The organism is Microcoleus sp. A003_D6 (assembly GCF_036702825.1).
Lineage (GTDB): Bacteria > Cyanobacteriota > Cyanobacteriia > Cyanobacteriales > Microcoleaceae > Microcoleus.
In genome coordinates, this window is the sequence record NZ_JAUBWA010000017.1 from 1 (window position 1) to 17,278 (window position 17,278).

The 17,278-nt window shown below is 51.9% G+C and carries 7 protein-coding genes and 3 pseudogenes; 8 read left to right on the forward strand and 2 right to left on the reverse strand.

The window, feature by feature from the left end:
- Nucleotides 1-835, reverse strand: an 835-nt coding sequence (locus tag QUB70_RS07395; RefSeq protein ID WP_332979338.1) for an IS1634 family transposase, incomplete at its 3' end; no start/stop codon positions are given.
- 108 nt (nucleotides 836-943) lie between these two features.
- On the opposite strand from QUB70_RS07395, the pseudogene QUB70_RS07400 reads away from it, so the two are divergent.
- A pseudogene (locus tag QUB70_RS07400) lies at nucleotides 944-1,279 on the forward strand (ISKra4 family transposase); the annotation flags it as partial.
- Between the two features lie 16 nt (nucleotides 1,280-1,295).
- On the opposite strand, the pseudogene QUB70_RS07405 reads toward QUB70_RS07400, so the two are convergent.
- A pseudogene (locus QUB70_RS07405) lies at nucleotides 1,296-2,067 on the reverse strand (transposase); the annotation flags it as partial.
- Between the two features lie 382 nt (nucleotides 2,068-2,449).
- Here QUB70_RS07405 and QUB70_RS07410 point away from each other — a divergent pair.
- The 7 genes and pseudogenes from QUB70_RS07410 to QUB70_RS07440 all read left to right on the forward strand — a co-directional run.
- Nucleotides 2,450-2,557: pseudogene (locus QUB70_RS07410) on the forward strand (transposase); the annotation flags it as partial.
- Between the two features lie 508 nt (nucleotides 2,558-3,065).
- Complete coding sequence (locus tag QUB70_RS07415; RefSeq protein WP_332979340.1) at nucleotides 3,066-3,383, forward strand: hypothetical protein; 318 nt, start codon at nucleotides 3,066-3,068, stop codon at nucleotides 3,381-3,383.
- Between the two features lie 64 nt (nucleotides 3,384-3,447).
- A complete protein-coding gene (locus tag QUB70_RS07420; protein ID WP_332979342.1) occupies nucleotides 3,448-4,788 on the forward strand; it encodes a condensation domain-containing protein in 1,341 nt (446 codons plus the stop codon).
- Nucleotides 4,789-4,812: 24 nt separating this feature from the next.
- A complete protein-coding gene (gene fabD, locus QUB70_RS07425) occupies nucleotides 4,813-5,688 on the forward strand; it encodes an ACP S-malonyltransferase (protein WP_332979344.1) in 876 nt (291 codons plus the stop codon).
- The gene (locus tag QUB70_RS07430) at nucleotides 5,685-6,662 is read left to right on the forward strand and encodes an acyltransferase domain-containing protein (protein WP_332979345.1); all 978 of its coding nucleotides are present in this window, start codon (nucleotides 5,685-5,687) and stop codon (nucleotides 6,660-6,662) included. The genes fabD and QUB70_RS07430 overlap by 4 nt, the downstream gene beginning before the upstream one ends.
- Nucleotides 6,647-7,387, forward strand: coding sequence for a 4'-phosphopantetheinyl transferase family protein (locus tag QUB70_RS07435; RefSeq protein ID WP_332979346.1), 741 nt, complete (start codon nucleotides 6,647-6,649; stop codon nucleotides 7,385-7,387). Before QUB70_RS07430 ends, QUB70_RS07435 begins: the two co-directional genes overlap by 16 nt.
- An 18-nt stretch (nucleotides 7,388-7,405) precedes the next feature.
- Nucleotides 7,406-17,227: an SDR family NAD(P)-dependent oxidoreductase gene (locus QUB70_RS07440; protein WP_332979348.1), complete on the forward strand. Its 9,822-nt coding sequence runs from the start codon at nucleotides 7,406-7,408 to the stop codon at nucleotides 17,225-17,227.
- Nucleotides 17,228-17,278: the final 51 nt, after the last annotated feature.

Here is a 17,278-nt window from a genome sequence, read left to right on the forward strand (position 1 = left end):
ATTGGTCGTCTTCGATATTTAAGATTTTTTCCTGAGCTGATTTTATACTTAAAGGAACTCTAGTTATCCATTTCATTCCTCTCATCGCGATGATATTATCTTTGGTATATAAGGCACTATCTGCTACATTTATTCCTTCAAATGTCCAGGATTTTTTGAATTCTTTTAATCGCTCTACAAACACACTTTTGTCATCGATATTTCCCGAGTCTATTTTCAGATATAATGGTACGTCTCCGTCTCCTGTACAAATCATGTCAATTATAAATTGCTTGAGGTCTGGTCGATGATCCCTCGAATATCCATGTTTGAGCTCTATGGCTTTCATGTCTGATTCAGGCTCAGATTCTTGAATTTTCTCGAAGGGCTCTATCTTGACTGAATCCACTTCTTTTTCTGACGCTTTTGTGTACTCTCCATGTACATACATTGAAGTTCCATCCAAATGTATGCCCCACATTTTTACTTGAAATTTTTCGGCAGCTTTTAGGGCGATTGCTGTAAATAGTTCTGTTGTGCCTACTGCATGATATTTGTCTAATGCTCTCGCTAGTCGGTCATCATTTAAATGTGATGGTAATACTCCTTCCCCAATCAGATGTTCTGTTGCTTTGCCGATAAAAAACTGCTCAAATAAGTATAAAGGGGCGCTTAAAAACCCTAATCCATTCAAAATCATGGCTTTCATTATTTGTCCAGGAGTTAACATCTCTTTTTCTTTGATGCCCACTTGTTGATTCACTATTTCTACCAGTTCCATTTCATCGATAATTCCGGCTATTATTCCTAAATGATCTATATCTAGGGTTTGAATTTCGAGTGGGGGCTGATTCATGATTTTTTACACCTAGGTTGCTGACTCTATTATCTAATCTTAGCAAAATTTGAAATTTTTGCTAGGTATTTATTTCAGGGTTTCATGCCTCCAAATTTAAAATGATTAAATTTGTCTGAATATCTGCGGAATGTGGGTTTAAAATTAGCAGAAAATATGTTGTGGCAAGGCAAAATAGATGAAGTTATAAATCTATTTAAAGAGATGAGGAAAAAAGAATTTAAAACATTTTGTAATTATTTAGAGACCCATCGCTGCCGAATAGTCAACTACCAATACTATAAAGAAGAATCCATAAGTTCGATTGGTTCTGGAACAGTTGAATCAATTATTAAACGAATTGGATTCAGGGTCAAAATATCAGGAGCGCAATGGAATATTGAGAGTGTTCCCTCTATCCTTTCTCTTCGCTGTGCTTACCTCAACGGTCAACTTTCAATTTGATGTATTTGCCAAAGTGAGATGCACCCGACTGTAGCTCTCCCATGCCATCGATGTGACCGAAATTTCTTTTGATATATTGGAGTTGTTTCTTGATGGCTTTTTTTCGTGTTTTTCGTGAGGGCTTCCGGTTTTTCGCTACTGTTAAATATTCTTTTCTGGCTGTGTTTCTATACGTTCTTGGTTTTTTTTTGCTGGTGACTGGATTTGAGTATGTAGAGCGTCTATAATTTTTTCGGTATGTTCTCTGGCTTGATTTAATAGTCCTAAGTCTGTCGGATATTTAATGTCGGCTGGCGCTACCGTTGCATCTAATATTAATTTTCCTTGATTTTTAGGCTCATTTATTTCTGATGACTTTTTTTCGACTACTTCACCTGGTACTTCGGTCTGCTCTTTGACCATTTTTTCGTTGATTTTATTGACCAGGTTCACACCTATTCTCTGCCTAAAATGAACGAATATCAATGAGTCGAATGGTGCTTGACTACTATAGGTGGTCATGCCTATAAAGTATTTTAGGTATGGGTTTTCTCTGATTTGTTCGAGTGTTTCTTTATCGCTGGTTCCTAACCTTTCTTTAATTATTAATGCTCGATGATGCCATCCGAAAAGATTTAGCTGGAGCTCCCATATCTACGGAAAGATTTTGAGCATATTCTACTTCAAATTCTGACCAGGGAATTAGTTTTGCCATGATTACCCAACGATTATCATCTGACAATTGCCCCTCGAAGGGGAGGTCAAAGTTGGATGGCTCTTTTGGGGCCCTAGTCAACTTTTCGGTACATTACGAAAGTGATGGTGTGCTGGGATTTTGACTCATTTTAGCTCAGAGTCTTACACACGATCAGCGCCTAAACGAGCCAAAGTCTTTTGCTGTAAGGGTTTTAGGCTTATTCAGCAAGCCCTACGTACTAAAGCACCGTGTTATCCCACTGTGAAAAAACGGATTTCAAGGGCGCAAAAAGTCTTCAAAATTAGTTGTTTAATCTCTTCCTTATTGAGTTTTTGAGCAACAGCTTCCCGGATATTCAAAGGCAGCCACTTTTAGATGCACTCATTTTTTAGTCTAAACTACAGAAACTTAAGGCTAAACTTAAACTTTGAAAAAATAGTCCACACTATATCCCCTATGGGTTTCAGATATTCGATTATGCCTAAAACTGTCCGAAGTATTGTAGCTTGTGGACTAGCAGTTATTTTGTGAGTACGGCCGGCAACGTCAGCAGTGAGGTAATCCGAAAATACATTGAAGATCCTCATCATGCGTTAAACTGACGGAAAGATTGAAGGCGGTTCAAACCGCCGAGTCGCTTTCCTCTCAAGACTAAAGTCGCGCTCGTTTCACGCATTCGGCTATTCTTTTTATGAATCTTGAAGGCAAACGGATTAGCGAAAATTGGGCGAGGGTGGACAGGGAGCAGTATACTCCGCAAAAGGCGGAAAACGAGCGAGCAAAATCCTATTTTATAGCTCTAGCAAGAGTCAGCGTGAGTTGCTCCGAGGACAGTTGCAGAATATCCGTCGAATGCCTGAGCTACGGGATCTGGCGATCGCCAGACCTCTGGAAATGCTCCAAGCACCTCACTTGGGATATGTAATGGAACTTATTACGGGATTGAAGGATTCAATCTCCTGAAATACTTGCTTTCCTCGTTAGCGATCGGTCGGGCCAATTTCTTTAACCGAGAGGTATTGCGTAAGTCCTGACCTCTTGCTTTGGCTAGCCACATAATTTATTATGTGAACATCTTTCGTAAAACCCGTTAAGGACGCTACAAAACTCATGCGCACACCTCTACAAGTCAGCAAGGAAATTAAGCGAATTATCACGTTCGAGACCAACTCCATGGGCGAACCGATGTCGGTCGTGGTTTACAAAAAAAAGGGTGTCACAGCCCCCACAGCCCCCACAGCCATCACTATGGAAACAGCGACGACGAAAGCCAAGAGTATCCTTGAACAGGTAGTGGATTCCCAAATCCAGGCGGCGAATGAATTTAAAGCATTGAACGAGAAGGCAGGGCCTGACTGGCTCAAGGAACTCGGCAAGAACATCACGCTTGCTGTAGTCAAGGGTGGAAGTGCATTCGAGAGCAAGTAGCGCGGCACCACCGTCAGCAGGCAATAATAAGTAGAAGGCGAATAGAAAAAGGGGAACGCTATCCATGTCTTTACCTTTAAGTTTTGCCGCGTCTGCTCAAGATCGTATGCATTTCATTAACCTCGGCACTTGCAACGCCGTGGTTCAATGCGTTTTCTCGCTAGAAGACTGTCTTGATGAAACGCTACTTTCTAAAAGCGTGGACCTGGTACTCGAATCAGAACCAATTTTAAAATGCCAGTGGGTTGATGGCTTACTATCTCCTAAGTGGGAGCAAGCCAAATCAGACCATCAGGAGCGATTTGGGCTAATTCAGGCGGTCAATTTTAAGCAAGAGCTAGATGACTTTATGTCTGCTCCACTCGATCCTAAGACTGATAGTCTTACCCAAACCAGAATCTTTCGCTCCCAAGATCCTGATGGGGCAAATGATACATTATGCGTCAAGATGTCCCATGTGGTGTCTGACGTAAGCGGTCTACGCTATTTTATGTACAAGCTGGCAGAGACATATGGAAAACTGCGAGAGGATACCGTTTACCAGCCCCCTAAAACAGTCCCTAATCGCAGCAGTTGGCAAATTTTTCTTCGACTGCCCTTCAAACAAAAAGTCCGGCTCTTTCAGAAAGGTAAAAAAGATTTCGTCAAGAAGGGACAGTGGCGGATTCCTTTCAACAGCCCGACAAGCGGCGGGATGACGTATGTAACTCGAACCTTTGACCAGGAAAAGTTCTCAGCTTTGTCCCGGTACGCGACAGAGAACGGTACTTCACTGAATCAGGTGATGCTAACTGGGTATGCGCGAGCGTTGCGCCGTTTCACTCATGCAGAGCTAAATACTTCCCTGCCCCTGATCAATACCTTTGACCTGCGGCATTATCTGCGGCGTGAGGGGACTCCGGGTATCTGCAATCTCTCTGTACCACTGGTTCTGGATGTTATTTTCCAAGCAGAGGACTCATTTGAGCAGACCTTAGCTCAGTTGAAGTCAGAAATGCTCAAACAAAAAAAAAGCGTTCCAGGAGTTTTCCAAGGGCTGGCGATGGAAATGCTTTTTCTCGCACCGTTCTCTTACTTACAAAAGCTGTTCAATAAATTCTTTGCGGAAGCTTCCTTGTCCGGTGTCAGCATTCCGGTCTTTTCCGATGGTGGAAATGCAAATGTGGAGATTCCTGGTCATAACGTTCTAAATGTTTATGGTGTAGGTCCGGTCGCCTTTGCACCTACTTTCATGGTCACAGCTTCGACATACAAAAACACCCTGACTTTCGCGACTGGATTCTGCGAGGAGTCAATATCCCGTCAGTCAATCGCACATTTCTTTGACTTAATGGAGGAGGAACTTCCATTCCCCAGCGTTGTCGCAGCCGGAATCAGTTCCGTTCCCAAGAATTTAATCTCCTAACCAACTGAATTGTAAGAAAAATTTATGATTCGGTCTGTTGCGTTGTTTCCAGGGCAAGGTTCTCAGTTTCGCGGCATGGGCAGCGAGTTGTTTCCACGATACCCGCACCTGCTTCAGCAGTCGCACGAAATTCTCGGTTTCTCCGTCGAGAAACTTTGCCTCGACGATCCCGGGGGCGATCTCATCAAGACACAATTCACCCAAGTCGCCCTATTCGTCGTCAACGCCCTATCTTGGCAGGCTAAGTTTGGCGACACGGGTCGTCTCCCCGATGCGGCGTGCGGGCATTCCTTGGGCGAATATAATGCGTTGTTCGCAGCCGGTGTTTTTGACTTCGCCACCGGACTTAAACTTGTCAAGAAGCGTGGCGAGTTGATGAGTAGTCAGAATGGCGGCGGAATGGCGGCGGTAATCGGCTGCGATGCGGAACGTATCCGCAAAATTCTTGACGATTTCGCTTTCGATACACTCGACATCGCCAACTACAATTCCCCCAATCAGGTCGTCATTTCTGGGCCCAAGCGGGATATCGAAGATGTTGCGGCTGTGTTTGCGGAAGTCCCTGAATCGAGATACGTGGTCTTGGGCGTTGGAGGGGCGTTTCATTCGCGCTATATGCGCGAAGCTGGCGACGAGTTTGGAGCTTTCATCAGGACCATGCGCTTCAATGCTCCCCGTTTTCCCGTGATATCCAATTTTCTGGCCCGTCCTTACACTTCCACAGACTTGATTACGACCCTCACGAGTCAAGTTTCGAGCCCCGTGCGCTGGATGGATAGCATGAGCTACCTACTAGGACAGGGGGCTTGCGATTTCCACGAACTCGGACCGGGTACGACGCTCACGCGGTTACTGAACAAGATCGCCCCGGGCGTAGTTCAGGGGGGGCCGACAAAATGAATGCACGGATTGTGTTCATGTTTTCTGGGCAGGGCTCTCAGTATGCGGGGATGGGGCGCGAGCTTTACGATCGAAATCTTGTTTTCCGTCGGTGCATGGACGAGTTTTCCGAAGTGGCATTCCCGTTGCTAGGTGTTCATCTTTCAGATAAGATTTGTTCTTCTAGCGAGCCTGAATCCGACGTATTTGTAAAAACGAGGTATACAAATCCAGCCTTGTATATGTTCAACTACGCCGTCGCGGCAACACTCGAATCTTCTGGTGTAATACCCGATGAGCTGCTCGGCTACAGCTTGGGTGAGTTGACGGCAGCGGCCTACAGCGGGAATGTAGACCGATTCGATTTGTTCGTAAGGTTAATTCGGGCATCCTTCGCCCTTGAAAAGCATTCGCCCAGTGGCGGAATGCTGGCTGTACTAGATTCTCGTCAGTTGTGGGATCTCCACCCGGAGTGGTTTGGCAGTACATATCTAGCCAGCGTGAACTGTAGCCGGAGCTTCGTTGTCAGTGGCCCGGCTCACGTTTTGGACGAGTTGCAAGGCCGCTTAAAAGCCAGCGGCGTTCTCTTTCAGCGTTTGCCCGTGATGCAGGCCTTTCACTCGCCCTTGATCGACACGGCAAAGCCGTCAGTCTTGAAAGAAATTGATAATCTTTCCTTCACCGCCCAAGGTCGCTTCCCGATCCATTCCTGCGTCGCACCCGGAATGGTCGAGGAAGACTTAAGCAGTCCCCGGAGATTCTGGGACGCGATGCGCCAGCCTGTGTTTTTTGAAACGGCGTTGCAGCACATCGAGGCAGGTAAGCCGAGGCTATATATTGATGTCGGTCCTAGCGGAACGCTGGCGGCCTTTGCGAAACTTTCGGTTGGCGCTTTGTCGAGGTCGGAAGCTTTACCCGTAGTTGACCGATTCGGGCTCAACGAGAGGGGACTGCAAAACGCATTGATCAAGGCGGCAGCATGGCGTACTTCCTAACCCCTCCGGCACGTAGCGCGACGAATGTGACTCTGAGAAGGTCTGATTGTACGGTTCCCTGCCGTTTCAGCTCAGTCTCTGCATCCGAATATCCAGCGCTGGCGGAGCGGCGATCCAGCATTTTGTCAGATTCGGAGTTGGCGTATTTTGAAGGTCTGCCCGTTTTGAGACGGCGTACTTCCTATCTCTTGGGGCGTTTTGCCGCCAAGAACGCCCTCGCCTCCCTGGTTGGCGAAGACGATTACCGCTCCATTTCGATCGAACCCGGCATATTTGGTCAGCCCATCGTCCATCACCGGTGTTCGATAGGTTACGACATTAGCATTTCCCATAATAGCCAACAAGCCATAGCGATCGCGTTCGATGCCGGACATCCGATGGGGATCGATATTGAAAAGTTTGATTACACCCTTTACCAGACTCTGCTAAGCGCTGTCCCAGACGAAGAAGCGAGATTCTTGGATGGCAGCGACAACGCGAGCCCCCAACTGCTACTCGTTCTGTGGACGGCGAAGGAGGCACTTTCAAAAGCGCTCCGCTGCGGAATGATGACACCCGCCTCGGTATTGGCGATCGAATCGCTTGAGCGATCGCCAAGCTGTAGGTATCAGTCAGTGTTCCGTAACTTTGGTCAGTACAAAGCGCTTTCGTGGGTATCCGAAGCCACGGTAATTTCGATTGTTTTGCCGCTTCGCACCGAAATTGAGTTCGATCCATTTAAGTAGAAAGACGGTTAAAAAAGCATGACAAAGGACATAGCTGCGATCGGCCTCGCTTGCCGCTTCCCGGGGGCCTCCAATGCCGAAGTATTCTGGTCAAATCTGGTATCCGGATTGAACTCGATCGTGGAAATTCCGCTCGATCGATGGGATCGCGAGGCCTACGCTGACCAGATGGCGAGCAAATGGGGCGGATTCATCAATGGAATTGCGGAGTTCGACGCTGGGTTCTTTGCGATTTCTCCACGAGAGGCCCGCAATATGGATCCGCAGCAGCGGTTGCTTCTTGAGGTTGCGTGGCACTGCATCGAGGATTCCGGTGTTGCGCCTGCCCTGCTCCGGAGCAAGGGAACTGGCGTTTACATCGGCGCAATGACGCTCGACTACCTACAGACTGCCACAGCAACTGGCGTTGAAGTTGATGGATTTTCGTGTCTTGGCGGTTACAGTTGCATTCTTTCCAATCGTATTTCTCATGCCTTTGGTCTGAGCGGCCCTAGCGTGACCATTGACACTGCCTGCTCGTCTTCACTGGTAGCACTTCATCTAGCACGGCAAGCACTGCTCGCCGGCGATTGCGACATGGCCTTCGTCGGTGGAGTTTGCTTGAATCACAGACCGTGGAAACACCTATCTTTTTCGCGGGCCCGAATGCTGAGTCCTACCGGCCAATGCCGAACTTTCGACGCGAGCGCGGATGGCTATGTTCCAGGTGAGGGTTGTGGAGTGGTGCTGCTTCAACCCCTAGAAAAAGCGATTGCCGAAAATAACAGAATCCTCGGAGTTATCAAGGGATCGGCAGTAAACCATTCGGCTGTCGCGGAATCGATTACAGCTCCCAGCGCGGACAGGCAGACGGCGCTGTTGGTTTCCGCATACAAAAATGCGGCTGTTGACCCCGCGACAGTCACCTACATCGAAACGCACGGTACCGGGACTTCTCTGGGAGATCCGATCGAAATGGAGGCGTTAACGCGAGCCTTCAGTCCGCACTCAGAACGTAAAAGTTACTGCAAGGTGGGGTCGGTCAAGACAAACATCGGACATCTGGAAGCTGCGGCAGGAATCGCTGGCTTGGTGAAGGTGCTTCTAATGATGAGAGCGAAGGCGATCCCGCCGAGTCTGAATCTCGTTACGCCGAATCCACTCATCGATTTTGCTTCGTCCCCATTTGTTCCAGCGTTGGAACTCGCGCCCTGGACTCCGGCAGGGGAGGGCCTTCCCTTACGGGCTGGAGTTAGTTCCTTCGGATTCGGCGGCAGTAACGCCCACGTCATTCTCGAAGCACCGCCAGAAAGCTGTGTTTCTCCAGCTTTCCGTAGTCTCGGCAAACCCTCAGCACAGATGCCGTTCCTTTTGTCAGCGAAATCCGCGAGTAGTCTTGAGCAGCTTGTGACAATCTGGCGGGCATCAGCGGAACACTTCTCCCAGGAAATCGAGCTTTGGGACGTTTGTGCCAATCTCGCTTTGTCACGAGAGAGCTTTCCCTGGCGATTCGGGTTAACCGCTTCCAGTTGGGCTGAAGTCAAGCTTGCCCTCGAAAGGTTCGAGCCACTCCGCGCCAGCGAATCGGTGAATCACCCACCGCAGTCTCGAACGTTAACAATCGATTCGGAGTCGGTGAAGCCTCTAGTTGAGGGAATTGCTCTGACCGATGCCGACTTTGAAAGTGTTCTACAGCACGCCCGGGTCTTGTGGAGCCGACAGATCACTTTTACACGCTTTGTCGAAGCTTGGCGGGCCGTACTCCGAGAAGTAGGCCTCGAACTTGAAGATATATTTGCAGGAATAAACCCTAACGAGGGAAATAGAATTCCAGTATTTATTGCCATCCGAAGCAGCCTGCGCCGCCTCTGCCAGAAATGGAATTTGACCGATCGCTATCCCTCTGGCTCGTCGCAACTCGATGAACTCGTACAATTATTCGCCGAAGGTGTGTTCGAGCCGACAGATATATTAGGGCTGTTATCGGGAGAAACCTTCGCGATCGCTCGCACTTGGGTTAAAAGTACGGATCGCCAAACCTTAATGGGGACAGCTTCCTCTGTAAACGATACCTTGTCGCTGTGGCTGGCGGGGAGTGATGTGGATTGGCATGAGTGCTTCCCGGACAAATACCAAAAGCTCTCCCTGCCACTTTATCCCTTCGATAGGCAGGCATACTGGCTGCATCCCGAAGGGGAGCGATCGGCCTCGGCACCGCATCCTGTTTCGCGCACTTTCCGAGCGGATGACCCGATCGTTGAGGCACACTTCCTTAACGGTCGGTTGATTTTGCTAGCGGCCAGTATGATCTGTTTGGCTTTGGATTCCGCCCAACAAGCAACCGGAATATCTGTGCGAACTTTGTCGGACTTTGAAATTCACCATGCGGTGCAGATATCCCCTGGCGAGTCAGCGAACGATGCTGGGAAGGTTGAGTTGTCGGCCTCGGTTAATCTCTCCGACTCCACGCTACAGTTGATCCTTAAAGACAGAACTGTAGCCAGTGCAAAGATTTCAGCGATTGAAGATACCGATGGCGATCGCCAGTTAACACCGCAGAACTGGCTCCGCAAGTTTGAGGCTCCCGCGATTTATGCTACCCTCCGCGCCCGCGGATATCAGTACGGCAGGGCTCTACAGGTCATCCGCTCGATGTCTGTGAATGATGAGATGGCAGAGTTCCTAATAGAAACCGACAATTGGACAGCTCTGCTGGATAGTATCCTCCAGGCAGCGGTTTACCTGCGTACAATCTGGGAACCTACACAGGCACCTATATTCGAGGTACCAGCCAAGATACGTAATCTCTTAGCCCGCGATGTGGCTGGACCTTTCCAGGTGAGAGTCGAACGGCAACGGTGCAAGTTCTCGGCATCAGGCAGCGATGTCAGTGCCGAAGCCACGGACAAATCAGGATCGCTGGTAGCAGCAGTTTACGGTCTAAAACTCTCTGCCGCCCCGCTACTGTCACCCGAGATTTCTTACTTCGAGCCACATTGGATTGCGACCCCGCTAGTATCGCAGAACAGCTATGAAGGTCAAGGGCTGTCGATGATCTTCGCGGGTTCTGCGGCCCTTGGATTATCTCTTTTCCAGGCACTGCGATCCAGTTCGGCGGAATGCTGCCTAATCGTGACCGGGGAAAGCTTTGAACCGCTGGGCGGCGGGATGTATCAGATGGACTTCACAGAAGTCGGAAATTACGATCGCCTGCTGGAAGCGATCGCCCCAGGGCTTGCCGCATATAGCCCTGAAACACCGGTCACTGTGTACTGGGTAACGCACCAGACGGAACAAAAACAGCCCCTTGTTTCTACCGTTGCCGATCGGGTTGCACACGGTGTCCGCGGAGTTTTCCTCCTTACGCAGGCATGGACTAGGTTGTTTCCATCGATCCCTCTGCGCTTGGTGGCGATTACGTCCGACGCGCAAGCGGTAACGGAACACGATCGAGCTTTTGGATTCGCTTCAGCCGGGATCGAAGCGCTAGGGCGCACTGCGTCAATCGAGATCCCGCAGATCCGCTTTAAATCTGTCGATTTGGAATCTGCGATGTCCATTGGGGAGCGAAGCCGCGTTATCCTTGCCGAGGTAGCAGCTTCTTTCGACGGTGATGCTGTGGCATACCGGGGCGGTCTCCGTTACACCAGAAACATTAGCGAACTGACCGAACGGGCGGGCGAAGAGACCATCATTCCCGGAGGCGCTTGCATCTTAGTTACCGGGGGGAATGGGGCGCTGGCTGCCGAAGCTGCGCGCGCGATCGCATTGCAGACTCAGGTTCGCCTCATCCTGGTGGCACGTTCTCCAGCCAACAAAGACACAGACCGTCTGATTGCCGATATCTCAGACCTCGGATCGATCGCGGAGTACCATCAAGGCGACGTTTCCGATGCGGGAGCATTGGACATCTTATTCTCCCATTGGCAAGAAACTGGCATCAAGCTCCACGGAGTGATTCACACTGCCGGACAGATCGAAGATAGCCTCCTGCACAACCAGAGCGCGGCAGCTTTCGATCGCACCGTTGCGCCCAAGCTTGTAGCTGCGGTTTTAATCGGTGAAAGGCTGCGCGACCACCCAGTAGAGTTCTTCGTAGCTTTCTCCTCCACAACTCCGCTGACGGGAAACGCGGGACAGGCAAATTACGCTGCCGCGAACGCGCTTCTCGACTCATTTTGTGCCTATCGTTCCCGCAACTCTCCAGGGCGATGCACTGCCATCAACTGGGGGCTTTGGAAATCGAGGGGCATGGGGGCTGCGGCAAACCTTTCAGATCGATTTCGCAGTCTGGGGATTGAGCCGTTGACTGCTGCATCCGGCAGGTTCGCACTAATGGAAATCCTGACCCGTGAATTTCCTCTTCAAGTTGCTGTTACCGGGAAAGGAACCGCAAAGGATGTATTTGCGGGCTCTGCGGTCGGGTATCATCCTTCTTTGCCTCAACCAGTAGCGGCGATCGCCGCTAAAAGTGACAGCACTGCGATCGAGAGCATCGAGCAAGAGTTAGTCGAGTTAATCGCACGAACGCTCAATGCGGAGCCGGAGAATATCTCTCGACAAGAAGGGTTCTTCAGCCTTGGAGTCGAGTCCTTAACGATCGAAGAGATCGTGGCTGAATTGGGAAAGCGCTATACGGGTCTGCGACCTACGCTCTTGTTTGACTACCCCAATATCACCGTGCTTGCCGCGTATTTAGGAAGCCTTGCGCCCAGGGCAGCCGAATCCGGCGAGGTCAAAACCCTCAAGCTCCCCGCTCCGAAGGTTCCCCCCGCGCCCAGCGCAGCCGAGTCCGGTGAGGTTAAACCCCTCAAGCTCCCTGCTCCGGCAGTCCGCCGCGCGTCGGGCTATGAGATCGCGATCGTCGGTATTGATGGGCGGTATCCGAAATCCCCGGATCTCGAAACATACTGGAACAACCTCCTATCGGGCAGATCGTGTGTCGAGGAGATTCCAGCCTCGCGCTGGGATCATGCGCCTTATTTTTCGGAGACGAGACAGCCCAACCGCACACATGGCAAATGGGGCGGTTTCGTCGAAGGGGTCGATCTTTTCGATCCGCTATTTTTCAATATCTCTCCGAAAGAGGCTGAACAGACCGATCCGCAGCAGCGACTTTTCCTGGAAAGCGTTTGGCATACGATGGAGAACGCTGGGTACGGGAGCAGGAAATCGCGACAAGGGCAGCGCGTGGGAATGTTTGCTGGCGTAATGTGGCACGACTATTCCCACGTCGCGCGGGATCTGAGCGTGAACAACGACCAGTCAAGCGGTGCGGGCGCACTTTTCTGGGCAATTGCAAATCGAGTTTCTCATTTCCTCGATTTCACGGGGCCGAGCTTGGCGATCGACACGGCCTGTTCGTCTTCGTTGACGGCAATTCATCTGGCGTGCCAGAGCATCCTGATGGGCGATTGTGACATGGCCGTGGCCGGTGGTGTCAATCTAAGTTTGCATCCGTTCCGCTATCTTTATCTCAGCCAAGCAGGATTTCTGTCAAAGGACGGACTCTGCCGGAGTTTTGGACAAGGAGGCGAAGGCTACGTTCCGGGCGAAGGCGTGGGAGCCTTGCTGCTCAAGCCGCTGGAACGCGCACTGGCTGATGGCGACACCATTCAGGGCGTGGTACGCGGCAGCAGCATCAACCACGGCGGCCGCGCCAACGGTTTCACAGTCCCGAATGCGGGAGCGCAGAGCGATCTGATTGAACAGTCCTTGCGGAGGGCCGGTGTACGGTTCAGCGACCTTCAGTACATTGAGTGTCATGGAACTGGAACTGCCCTGGGAGATCCAATCGAGATCGGCGCATTGTGGGAGTTGGCCAAACGGGAAGGTTACTCCGGCGACAGGATTGCGATCGGCTCCGTAAAGTCGAACATCGGTCATCTGGAAGCCGCAGCCGGGATTGCTGGTGTCACTAAAGTGCTGCTGGCAATGCGCCACGGCGTGATTCCAGCGACGCTGCATTGCCAACCGCCAAACCCGAACATTCAATTTTCAGAGACACCCTTTGAAGTCACTGCGCGCAATCTAGCCTGGGTTCCAGGAGAACAGCCACGTATCGCTTGCGTTAGTAGCTTCGGCGCCGGCGGAGCGAATGCCCATGTTGTCCTCGAAGACTGGCGAAACCCATCGGCTGCCGCACCAAAAACTGGCCCCCAGACGATCGTCTTAAGTGCCAGGACGAACGATCGCCTCGTGGAGATGGCGAACAAGCTTCGCAGTTTTATTGAGTCCCACCACTCTTCCTTGGAAGACTTGGCATGGACGTTACAAGCGGGACGGGAACCGATGCGCGAACGACTCGCGATCGTGTCGCAGTCCTTGGAAGAGCTAAAAGACCAACTCCATGCTTTCGCCACCGGAAGTCTGCGTCGGGGCTGTTTCAGTGCTAGGGCATCCAATACTCCGGGTTCCTACTCTCCCTCCAACCCGAGCGGTGGCAAGCTGAGCAACGACGAGATTGCCTCGCTATGGACAAAAGGAGCTGATATCGATTGGGCTACCCACCGCGCGCCCGGCAGCCGCCGAATTCCTCTACCGGTGTATCCTTTCGCCCGGGAGCGATACTGGCTTGCACCTGCGAAGGATTTGAATACCCGGGAACCTGCTCGCCCGGAAGTCAAGGTCACTGACAACAGTCGATTATTTGCCAAGGTCTGGATTCAGGAAGAAGGCCAGGAGGAGACGCGCGGACGAGAACGGCTCCGGATCGGGGTGCTGTTTTCCGGTGAGTCTGGAACAGAAATCTATCAGCAATTGTGCAACTTTCCTGGGATCGAGTGCGTGAGGTTCCAGGAAACCGACTTCCCAGCGTCGGTGGAGCGCATGAACGAGATCGACGCGTTTGTAGACGCGCTCGACTTTGAACGAGAGCGGAACCTGCGTCCCTTTCCTCAAGCCAGTCGCTTGGCGATATACCAGTCACTCCTCGATTCTGTAGCTCAGCGTTCATTCCGACTGCTGCATCTTACCTGGGAACATGGTCAGTCAAATGACAAGACTCCCAATCTTGAAGGCTCGTGGATCGTGAGTTTGTTTCCGGTGTTGTGTTGCGAACATCGGTCTATGCGTGCCCGGACGGTAAAATTCTCAAGCGGCATGACTGCCCGGGAAGTCGCAGAGGCCCTGCGACGAGAACTGCGGCTCGACGGCGCGCGTGCCGAAGTCCGCTACCGGGAGGGCATCCGCACAGTTGCGGATTGGGAAGCTCTCCCCGTTCCACGTTCCCAGTGGCAGCTTGATGCAGCAAAGGTTTACGTTGTGACGGGGGGTACAAGCGGCATCGGAGCGCAAGTGGCTGCATGGCTCGCCACGAGGGGCGCGAGAAAGCTGCTGCTGCTAGGCGTTACTGCGTTGCCTCCGCGGGAGAAATGGTCCACCAGCCAGACCCAGGGCTATTCCGAAGCGGTTCAGGAAAGAATACGGCACGTCCAGGAACTGGAGAAATCCGGTGTTCAAGTGCGGCTCTTTTCGGGGAAGCTGACGGAAAGTTCGCGATTGCGGAGCTTTTTTGAAAGCAGTTCGCGGGAATTAGGCAAAATCAGTGGAGTTGTGCACTGCGCGGGCGTTACACCTTCGGGTGTTGGCTCTTTTGTCCGCAAGAACGTCGATGAAATCCTGCGGACATTGGAGCCAAAGGTAGACGGCCTGATCGCGCTGGCGGAACTCGTGCCACCCGTTAGCGTAGACTTCTTTCACTTGTTTAGCTCGGTGTCTGCTTCTGTGCCCGCTCTGGGCGCGGGGATATCCGATTACGCCTGTGCGAACGGCTTCTTAAATGCCTTCGCGGAGGTCTACAGGTCGGCGGGGGCAAACATTACCGCCATAAACTGGCCTAACTGGAGCGGTGCTGGTTCGGCCAGGGGGGAGTCCACCCGGTACCGGCAACTTGGCTTCAAGACACTGAGCGTCGGTGAGGCTTTAACTTTCTACGAGAGCATTGCCAGTTCATCCGTGCCTCCGATCGTACTTCCGTGTACGGTCGATGAGCAACTATTTCGTGTTGGGCAATTGGGAATGGCGCTCCCCTCCGATACGCTTCCAGTCACAAGGGCTGCCTCGCCGTCTGTGCCATCTACGCCGCCTGGGGCTGCTGTTGGCGCGTGGAGTTGGTTGGCAGACTGGTTTTCGAGGGAACTTAAGATCCCCCGCGAACGGCTTGATGGAACCACGAACTTCGCCGAATATGGGGTCGATTCCATTGTGCTCGCAGATCTCGCCCAGGCGATCGAGAAGCGAGCCGGATCGCCGATGGACCCGTCCCAATTGCTAGAACTCAGCAACCTGGACAGTCTGAGCGATTATCTGGCAGCCCGCTGGCCGGCGGAGTTCGGCTCGGCATCGGCTGCCGAACTAACGGAGTTCAGTGAGGCATCTGCCGCCCAGCCAGCCGTAGAGATCCGCCCGGCCGCCGCTCACGTATGGCAACCCACTTCTGGGCGCGAAGTCGCGGTGATCGGTATCGGCTGCCATTTCCCGGGAGCTGGCAATGCTACCGATTTCTGGGCAAATCTGATCGCGGGGGTCAACAGTATCCGCGAAGTACCAGCATCGCGATGGGATCACCGACTTTTGTACGGCAATGGAGAAGTCGGGAAGCTGACGAGCAAGTGGGGGGGGTTCCTCGAAGGTATTGAGATGTTCGATGCAGATTATTTCGGAATCCGGGATGTCGAAGCCGCACAAGTTGATCCTTCTATACGTCAGATACTGGAAGTCTTTGCCGAAACAGTTCGTCACGCTGGATATGAGGAAGCCGAGTTGCGGGGCAAGCAGGTAGGCGTATTCGTTGGAGCCCGCGCTGGAAGCTATCCGCAACGCTACGAGAACTGGTCGAAGAATAGCATTGTCGGCGCGGGCCAAAACTTCATCGCCAGCCTGTCTTCCCACGTCTTTGATTGGAAAGGGCCAAGTCTGGCGATCGATTCAGCGTGTTCTTCGTCACTGGTCGCTGTCCATCTGGCTTGCAGGAGCCTGATGGACGGGGAATGCAGTATGGCGGTTGCCGGAGGTGTAGACCTGCTGCTTGACGAACAGCCATACAGAATTCTGAGCGAAGCCAAGGCTTTGTCACCTGACGGACGTTGTTACACCTTCGATCTGCGCGCCAACGGGTTCGTTCCTGGCGAAGGGTGCGGGGCCGTGCTGCTCAAGCGCCTAGACCAAGCATTGGCGGACGGCGATCGCATCTATGCCGTCATCGAAGGCTCTGCGATCAATAACGACGGACGCACAATGGGAACCACAACACCCAGCCTCGAAGGGCAACAGCGGGTGATTGAAGCCGCTTTGGCCTCCGCCGGAGTCGATGGAGGTTCTATAAGTTTCGTTGAGGCTCATGGGACTGGAACAATGATCGGCGACCCGATTGAGCTGAAAGCGCTATCGAGGGCGATCGGGAAATACACCGCAGACAAAGGCTTCTGCGCCGTCGGCAGCGTAAAGACGAATTTTGGACACCTGTTGAGCGCAGCGGGCATCGCCGGTTTGATCAAGTCAGTGCTGGCCGCTTGGCACGGTCAAATACCGCCGACATTGCACTGCGATCGCCCGAATCCAAGATTTGATTTCGCGAACTCCCCCCTATTTCCGTGCGTGCGGGCGCAATTATGGAATCCAAGGCAGGAAGTCCGGAGAGCGGGAATCAGTTCCTTCGGGTTCGGGGGCACAAATTGTCACGTTGTCTTGCGTTCTCACAGCGATTGGGACTCAAAAACGCCACGGCGCACGCCCCTAGCTCCGCCCGAGTACCAGCGGAAATACGTGTGGATTGAGAAGAAACCATCTCAATCTGTTGCCCGATCCTCCATTGAAAGCCGTGCTACCATGCTCGGATTTGAAGAGATTTTGATGCTTTAAGAACTCGGAACGAGCAGGAATAAACTATCATTTGATTCAAATGGACGACAA